Genomic DNA, 8,729 nt, shown 5'->3' on the forward strand with positions numbered 1-8,729 from the left:
TTGCCGGGGTTTCGCCGATCCCGACTCCGCTCAGTTGTCCGGGCAGACGGGGTCTGTCGACTTGTCGGGGAGGTAGGCGGCGATTTCCTCGGGGGTGAGGTCGCGGTTGACCGTGCGGCAGATCCGCTGGATCGCTTCGGTGGGGTCGAGGGTGGTCTTCGCGACATCCCACAGCCGCACTGTCCCGTCCTCGCTGGCGGTGGCGAGAGTGCGGCCGTCAGGACTGAACGCCAGCGAGTACACCCCGTACGGGTAGTTCGCCCCGACGAAGCTGGTGCGGGCCTTGCCCGTGACCGGGTCCCACAGTTGGACGGTGCCGTCCCAGCCGCCGCCGGTGGCAAGGATGTCGCCGTCGGGGCTGAAGGCCAGGGCGCTCACCTCTCCGGTGTGCTTCGTCAGAACGCTGCGCATTTCACCGGTGGTCGCATCCCACACGCGTGCTGTTCCATCGTCACTGACGGTGGCGAGGGTGCGGCCGTCAGGACGGAACGCCAGTGCGTTCACCCAGCCGTCGTGACCAGTGAGTGAGATGCGGACCTTGCGGGTGACCAGGTCCCAGATCAGTACTGTGGAATCGTGACCCCCCGTTGCGAGGGTGCGGCCGTCGGGACTGAACGCCACCATTCTCACCACGTCGTCGTGTTCTTTGAGCTGCGCGCGGGGTTTACCGGTGGCGGGATCCCACAGGCGGACGGTCTTGTCGGCACCCCCCGTGGCGAGAGTGCGGCCGTCGCGACTGAAAGCCACCGATGTCACCCGCTGGGTGTGCCCAGCGAGCTTCGCGCGAGGTTTACCGGTGGCCGCGTCCCACAGGCGGACGGTCTTGTCAGTGCCCCCCGTGGCGAGGATGCGGCCGTCGGGACTGAAGGCCACCGTATTCACCACATCGTCATGTTTTATGGGCTTCGTGCGGGGTTTGCCGGTGGCCGGGTCCCACAACCGAACGGTTTTGTCAGCGCTGGCGCTGGCGAGGATGCTGCCGTCGCGGCTGAAAGCCACCGATGTCACCGCACTGGTGTGTCCAGCGAGGTTGTTGCCAGTGGTCGCGTCCCAGATGCGCACCGACTTGTCGCGGCCGGCGGTGGCGATGGTATGGCTGTCCCGACTGAAAGTCAGCCCAAGAATCGCGTTGGCGTGACCGGCGAGGCTGGTTCTGGGCGCACCGGTGGCTGTGTCCCACACGTCTACGAAGCGGTCGTTGGTGGTGGCCAAGGTCTTGCTGTCCCCGCTGAAGGCCAGCAAGAGCGCTGTTCCATACAGGATGGCATGACTCTCGCCGGTGACCGGGTCCCTCAAGTGAGCGTCGTAGCCGTCGGCGGTGGCGAGAGTGTGCCCGTTGGGGCTGAAGGCCACCGATGTCACCGGCTGGGTGTGTTCTTTGAGTGTGACGCGGGTCTTTCGGGTGGCCAGGTCCCACAGGATGACGGTTTTATCGTCGCTACCAGTGGCGAGGGTGTTGTGGCGGGGGTTGAAGGCCACCGATGTCACCGGCTCGGTGTGTTCTTCGAGTGTGGTGATTGTTCTGCGGGTGTCCAGGTCCCACAAGCGGACGGTTTTGTCGTCGCTCCCCGTGGCAAGGGTGGCGCCGTCGGGGCTGAAGGCCACCGCGTTCACCGTGTCGGTGTGTCCTCTGAGTGTGGTGATTGTCTTGCGGGTGTCCAGGTCCCACAAGCGGACGGTTTTGTCGTCGCCCGCCGTGGCAAGGGTGGCGCCGTCGGGGCTGAAGGCCACCGCGTTCACCTCGTCGGTGTGTCCTTTGAGGCTGGTGCGGAACTTGTCGGTGGTCGCGTCCCACAGACGTACTGTTCGGTCGGCGCCGGCGCTGGCGAGGATCTGGCGGTCGGGGCTGAACGCCACCGCACGCACCTCGTCGGTGTGCCCGAAGAGGCGGCGATGCGCCGGCAGGGCGGCGGCACTTCGCAGGCTGCCAAGGGCCTCGGACGTGTGGCTGCCGCGGTACGCCTTGACGGCCAGCAGCGCGGCGAGTTCGGGATCCGTACCGATGAGTTCGTCGGACTGGACCGCGAGCTGCCGCGACTCCGCCGCCTGCCGGGCCGCAGTCACCGTCCGCCACTGCCAGATCGCACCCGCCCCGGCAAGCAGCGCAAGAACCAACAACCCCCCAAGCACCGCGTTGAGCCGCCGACTCCGGCGGATGACCGCCCGTTGCCGCTGTCTGCTCGCCGTCAGGAATGTCGCGATGTCCGCCGGAAGCCGGTGTTTCCGTGACCAGTCGACGCCCTCCGCGAGTGCCGATCCGCCGAGCAGGTCCCCCGGGTCCTTCTCCGTCACCCACCGTTCGTGTCGTTGGCGGGTGCGGTCGAGCCACTCGTGGAAGCGGTGGTCCTGGTCGACCCACTCCCGCAGTGCCCCCCAGTCCCGGATGAGCGCCTCGTGGATCAGCTCGGCCACCGGTTCCCCGGGAGGGGCGCCGGGGCGTTGCGGGGTCCGGAGGGTCTGCGTGGTGATGATGCGCCGTCGGGTGAGCGCGGCGATGACCGCGTCGACGGCCTCCGGCTGACCGGCCGCCGTGTCGGTCGGGTCGGCCGCCAGGTCGCGCAGTTCGTGGAGGGGGACCTGTGTGCGTACAGCCGTGACGTTGTGGCTGGGGTCGGCGGGGTGCACCAGCGAGGTCAGTGCCCGCCGGGCGATGGTCCGTTGCTCGGCGGACAGTTCGTCGAGGGCGCTCTCGCACCAGGTGGTCACGCTCCCGCTGACCCCTCCGATGCGCCGGTACGCCTCATGGGTGAGGTATCCGTCCTGCCGGCCGTCCCACAACTGGCTGAGCGTCATCTCCAGGAGGGGCAGTACGGTGACCGGTGCCTCGCGGGTGATGGCCGCCTTCGGAGTGATGTCCAGGACGTCGCCGATGATCCGCTCGGGCAGCCCCGGCTGGAAGCGGAGGCGTACGTCCTCGGCGGGCCGGACGATGATGTCGTGCAGGTCCTGCTGGCTCAGCGTGCCCGGGACGTTGAGGAGTCCCGGCATCGCCGCTTCCAGCAACTTGGGTGCCAGAGAGGCCAGTTGGGGATAGAAGTCGTCCCGCATGATCAGGATGACGGTGACCTTGGTGTAGGCGTCGGCGGCCGACGTGACCTCGTCGAGGACCGCCAGGACGTCCCGCAGCCGGCCGTTGGAGGACTGCACCAGGAGTTCTTCGAACTGGTCGATGACCAGCAGGACGCGCTGGTGACCGAGATCGTCCGCCAGCCTCTGGTTGACCGCCGCGACGATCCCGTCGCTGCTCGCCCCCGGCAGCCCCGCCCGTTCGATCTCGGCGAGCATGTCCCGCCTCGGCCGGGTGAGAACGGGCAACCACCGGTCGCTGCGGGGCAGTTCCCCTGCCGCCAGTGCCCGCAGCACCCCTGCCTGGATCAGCGACGACTTGCCGGACCCCGACGGCCCGAGCAGCAGGGTCAGCCGCCGCTGCTGGGCCAGGTTCGCCAGCACCTGCCGTACCGCCTCCTGACGGCCTTCGAACCAGCGGGCGTGCTCGGCCGTGAACGGCTCCAGTCCCCGGTAGGGGCACACTCCACTCTCGGTCAGCTCCGGCAGGATCTCCCGCAGCACCTGGGTCGGAGTGACGTACGCGATGCCCTGCCCCCGCTCGTACGCGTCTGGGGCTGCGATCTCGGTGAGCATGCCGACGACAAGGCCGGTCTCCTCGTCCAGGACCGGCCCGCCGCTGAAGCCGGTGGTGAGGTCGTTGGCGCCGGTCAGCTGCAGATGCGCGCACCTGCTCTCCGAGGCCGGCAGCAGATCTCCGATCTCCCCGTAGCCGTAGTGCCCTTCCGGCGGAGCCTGGGCCGGGAATCCGTACGAGCACACGTGGTGGCCCCGACAGCCTTTCGCGGAGGCCAGTGGCAGCGACCGCATCCCCGCCGGCGTACCGGTCAGCCGGATGAACGCCACGTCCTCGCCCTCGCCCTCGGCGGCACGCCACAACTCGCCCGGGACCTGCCCCGCCACCCGGTCCGCGTTCGCCACATGGGGGAAGGAGAGCAGGACGTCCTTTCCGGGCCCGCCCCCGGCCGCTTCGACGACGTGCGCGCAGGTGGCCACGACGCCCTCGGCCACCAGGAATCCCACACCGGCCACCGACCCGTCCGGGCCGAGGACCCGGGCCACGGCGGCGAGCAGCTCCGGTGCCGGTGCGACGCCGTCGGCAGGTTCCCCGGCCGCGCCGGTCGTCGGGATCAGCCCGTGCTCTCGTCCGTGTGAGGGTGCCCCCTGCTCTCGTCCGGGTGCGGACGAACCGAGCGGTCGTTCTTCCATGACACCGTCACCTTCAAGTGGCAGCTCGCCTGGCTCTTGGTGATCACGGCTCCGGCCTCGACCGCGAGATCGACCCCGAACTCGATGGCGATCTCGTCCGGTTGAGCCTTGCGGAGCTGGTCGAGCGCGGCCCGCGCCGCCTCCGTGACCGGCGCCAGCGCTCCTTGCAGGGTCACCGGTATCTCCTGGACGGCGTCACCGATGCGGCCGGCCTTCACCGGCCCGTCCGACGGGGCCGTCCGTTCGACCAGGACGCAGCCTCCGCCGTCCAGCGGAATCCGGGTAAGAGGTGTCAAGACGCCTCCTCGTCACCAGTACTTGACCGACGTCACCAGTACATGACCGACGCGTTCCCCGACCCGTACGTGGAGTACATCCGGACGCGCAGGACGTACCGGCGCCCCTTGAAGAGCTTGACCTCGACGCGGCCGTTGCGGTCCTCGCCGCTGTCGTCCTCGCTGGTGACGTAGCGCAGGTTGTCACCGTCGACCTGCTCGAAGAGGACCATCAGCGCGTCGGCGTCCCCGAAGGTGCCGAACCGGTACTTCTGGCTCTTCTCCGGGACGATCCCGTAGTCGGCCTGTTCGCCGGAACCGAGGTCGAGGACCGCCGACTGGAACGGCTTCAACTCGTCCAGGTGAGGAGTCAGCGGCGGGTACCACAGGCGCACGTGCTCCTTGTCCGTCTCGGACAGTTCACGCGGGGAGGCGATGCCGTTCCGCAGTGCCTCCGGCTTCTTGATCAGACCCGGTCCGAACCCGTAGTGCATGATCGACTTCGGGTCGTGCCGCGAACCGGTCACCTGGTTCGTGGAGAGTTTGCGGATGATGTTGTGATGGGTCTTGTCCGGGGTCCAGAAGTTGGGCGGGCCACCCATGAAGTCGAACAGCTTCGGCTCGTCCCACTCGATGCCCGCGAACGGGTTCTGGTGTTCGTGGCAGAAACCCATCGCGTGCCCGATCTCGTGCCGGACCGTGGCCTTTCCGTGGGGTGACGTCGGGTCCCAGCCGAAGTTCATCGTGGCTTCGGCGGCACCGATACCGAGGCAGTCCGTGCCTACGTACGACCAGGATCCGTCATCGGCGAAGGTGATCCGGATCTCCGATTCCGCGGGGTCGTCCTCGGGGCGGAACCGCAGTCCGATCCCGACGTCCTCCCATTCCTGGAAGCCGTCGTGGACCTCGGTCAGCCACGCCTTCGCCACGCCGTCGTCGGCGCCGTCGAGGAAGCAGTACCGCAGCTGCGTACCGTTCACCCACTTCGACTGGTTGAGCAGTATCGCTCTGGTCCGGGGAAGGCTGAGATCCGGGGGCAGCGTGCGCATTGCCTGCGGAGGCTGGGCGCAGTACAGCAGAGCGTCCTGGTCCTGCTGCGCGTCCTTGTCGTGGTGGGCAACCTTGTCCTGCTGAGCGTCCTTGTCCTGGTGAGCGACCATGGCGATGCTCCTGACTTCTTCCTGCTGGTAGCACGCTCGCACTCGCCGCGGGGAGGGCTCACACCGCCACGGTCACCCCGTCGCTCTCGAACGCGAAATTGATTGACCATTGAAAGGCCATTCGTGAACTGGCACACGTTCTCTTGAGATTCGACGGGGCTGTTGAGTCGGCGAGTCCCGGTCGAATCCGATTCCCCTGCATTCCATGCTGCTCCAGCTTTCGCTGTCATGCATCCGGGCGGGGCGGACCCGATGCCCGCCCCGCGCACCGCTGAGTCACTCCTCAGACGGTGAAGGGCCGCTGCCGCAGGAAGACGTCGTCGGCGCGGCCGGTGACGAACAGGCCCGGGCTCTGATTGGGCGGCATCCTGCGGAGGATCTCGCGGTGGAACGACTTGTGTCCGCCGGTGAACTTCCCCTCGCTCCACACTTCCTTGAGCGTGCCGGTGAACAGCCCGTTCTCCCAGCCGTCGGCGGCCAGTTGGTTGTCCGCGCAGGCGGAGATGAGCAGGACGCTGGCCGGCAGGTCGAGGGTGTCCTTCGGCTGCAGGTTGCGCTGGATCGTGTCGTAGAGCGTCCTGTCCCGGTCGTACACGGCATGCTGCTCGTCCGGCGGCATGATCCGGGAAGTGACCTCGATGCGGTCCGGGTCGCGGGTCTGGTACTGCTCCTCCATCGCGTCCGGAGTCAGAATTCTCCGCACCGCCCTGACGGCCGATTCGCTGTGGCAGCAGTCGAAGTAGGCGGAGATGCGCACCCCTTCGGCGAACGCCTCGAACTCCTTGTACAGCTCGTCGTCGATGAACTCGCGGTCGTGGAGGACCAGGGTCTCGTCGAGACGGTCGGGTTCGTCCTCGGGCCCGTTCCTGTCGGGCACCTGGCCGCCGTGACCGGAGTAGGTGAGGAGCAGGATGTCGCCGGGCGTCAGGACCCTGGCCGCCCTGCGGAGTTCGGCGGTCACGTTGTCGACCGTCGCCTCTGCCGTGAGTAGCGTCCTTCGGTCGTCGAAGCCGACGTTCCTGGCGATCTCCTCCATGTCGCGGGCGTCGTTCTCGCACGCGTTGAGTTTTCCGTTCCACCCACCGTATGCGGCGGGGTCGACCTGATTGAGGCCGATGTGGAGTGATATTCCGCTGGCCATGGGATGGCCTCCTTCCCTGCGGACGGGAAGCGTCCGGAGCGGATCCCCCGAGCCTGGGTTAATCACCCATTCCATCTACCAGTATGGAATATCACCCCATATCACGCCTCCCTCAGACGCGCTTTCCCGGCGTGAGTGTGTGCAGAGGGCGCACGGTGAGGATCTGTTCTGCCTGTCCGACCGGGCCGTTGACGTCGTGCAGGACGCTGCTGGTGAGGCCCTGGCCGGTCGGGCCGAACGTGACCGTGGTGTCCAGGCCCGTCCAGCGACCTTCGGGTTGGCGGTGGAGGTGGATGGTCAGGTCGACGTTGGGGAACATCCAGGCGGTGGGCGACTGTCGTACGGCGATGCCGTTGGCGGTGTCGACGAGGGAGACGTAGGACGCGAGCGGGCTGCTGGGCTCGCCGGCGACCAGGTCGAGGCTGGTGGAGACCCAGGCGGTCGTCCGGCCCGGCCGGGGCGGTGCGAGGGTACGGAAGTCCAGCGACGCGATGTACCCGCCGGGCCACAGCTCCGTCATCGGCCACGGGGTGAGCGCCTCGGGAGGGGTGAGCCGGTCGTCGGGGCCGCCGGCGACGGCGGAGGTGTCGAGGACGGCGAGGAGCCAGGCGCGGGCCCGGACCACCGGGCGGCCGGTTATGAGCACCACGGCTTCGATCAGCTCGATGGTGCGGCCGGGCCGGACGGTCTCCACCCGGATCTCGCACTCGTCGAGGGCGAGACGGCCCAGGATGTCGTAGCTGATCCGGGCCAGAACCAGGCCGTCGCCCGGCCGGGCCGCCAGATGCCGGTCGATGGCGTGCACGACGAGGCCGCCGAGCGGGCTGAAGTGCTGCTCGTCCGGGTCCCAGGCCCCGCCCGCGTGGACCGTCGGCTTGTAGCGGTGCTCGTCGATGCGCTCGTAGTAGCTGCCGGGGGCGGGGGTACCGGTGTTCAACGGACGTTTCTCCTCGGGCTGTTCGCGAGCCTGGTCATCGGTGGGCTCGCGGGGGTCTGGAATTTCCTCCATCGTCCTGGACATGATCGGGCCCGGCCGCGGGGAGAGTCGCGGCCGGGCCCGGGATCGGGGGTGGGTGGGTTCAGTACAGGCCGGTGTAGCCGCTCCAGCCGGTGGCGATCCGGGCCTTCGTACCGAAGGTCGAGGCCGCCGTGCCGTTCCAGCGCCACAGGGCGCCCGCGCTGTCCCGGCCGAGGAGGTCGGGACGGCCGTCGCCGGTCAGGTCGCCGGGTACGGCCAGGGCGTTGACGCTGATCCCGCCCGCGATCCGGACCCGGCCGCCGAAGGCACCCTTGCCGTTGCCGAACCAGCGCCACAGCACGCCCGCGCGGTCCAGGCCGACCATGTCGCCGATGCCGTCGCCGTTCAGGTCACCGGCGCCGACCAGCCGGGTGTAGCCGCCCTGGCCCCCGACCAGTTTCACGCGCGCGGCCAGACCGCCCTTGCCGTCGGCGGCGTACCGCCACAGCACACCGGCCTTGTCACGGGCGATCAGGTCGGCGCGGCCGTCACCGGTCAGATCGCCGGGAGAGGTCAGCGCGTCGTACCCGCCGAACCCGGTGCCGAGCACACGGTGCGGCGGGGTCTTCGGTGTGAACGCCTTGCCGCAGGTGCCGTCGTACCGGGTCAGCCGGCCGGCGGAGTCCCGGACGAGGAGGTCGTTGCACGCGTCGCCGCTCAGATCACCGAACGGCACGAAGGCCGACGAGGTGGGCCAGCCGCCCGCGAGGGCCTTGTGCGCACTGTCGATCGTGCCGCGCCCGGTGCCGGGCTGGATCGCCAGCCGGCCCGCGCTGTCGAAGGTGACCAGGTCGCCGATGCCGTCCCGGCCGAAGTCGTGGCGCTCCGGGGAGCGGACCGACAGCGGCTTGTCGTAGATC

6 protein-coding genes are annotated in these 8,729 nt (G+C 68.8%); all 6 read right to left on the reverse strand.

Going from position 1 to position 8,729, the window contains the following annotated elements:
* Window positions 1–30 precede the first annotated feature (30 nt).
* Complete coding sequence (locus ACWDR4_RS45275; RefSeq protein WP_450417437.1) at window positions 31–4,275, reverse strand: nSTAND1 domain-containing NTPase; 4,245 nt, start codon at window positions 4,273–4,275, stop codon at window positions 31–33.
* Complete coding sequence (locus ACWDR4_RS45280; RefSeq protein ID WP_450417439.1) at window positions 4,197–4,571, reverse strand: CU044_2847 family protein; 375 nt, start codon at window positions 4,569–4,571, stop codon at window positions 4,197–4,199. Before ACWDR4_RS45280 ends, ACWDR4_RS45275 begins: the two co-directional genes overlap by 79 nt.
* 32 nt (window positions 4,572–4,603) lie before the next feature.
* Window positions 4,604–5,710 (reverse strand): M12 family metallopeptidase, encoded by a 1,107-nt coding sequence (locus ACWDR4_RS45285; RefSeq protein WP_450417440.1) that lies wholly within the window; start codon window positions 5,708–5,710, stop codon window positions 4,604–4,606.
* Window positions 5,711–5,993: 283 nt separating this feature from the next.
* Complete coding sequence (locus tag ACWDR4_RS45290; protein ID WP_450417442.1) at window positions 5,994–6,851, reverse strand: caspase family protein; 858 nt, start codon at window positions 6,849–6,851, stop codon at window positions 5,994–5,996.
* Between the two features lie 112 nt (window positions 6,852–6,963).
* Window positions 6,964–7,788: a thioesterase family protein gene (locus ACWDR4_RS45295; protein ID WP_450417443.1), complete on the reverse strand. Its 825-nt coding sequence runs from the start codon at window positions 7,786–7,788 to the stop codon at window positions 6,964–6,966.
* A gap of 142 nt (window positions 7,789–7,930) precedes the next feature.
* On the reverse strand, window positions 7,931–8,729 hold a 799-nt coding region (locus ACWDR4_RS45300; protein ID WP_450417444.1), incomplete at its 5' end, for an FG-GAP repeat domain-containing protein.

The organism is Streptomyces sp. NPDC000878, from assembly GCF_053599695.1.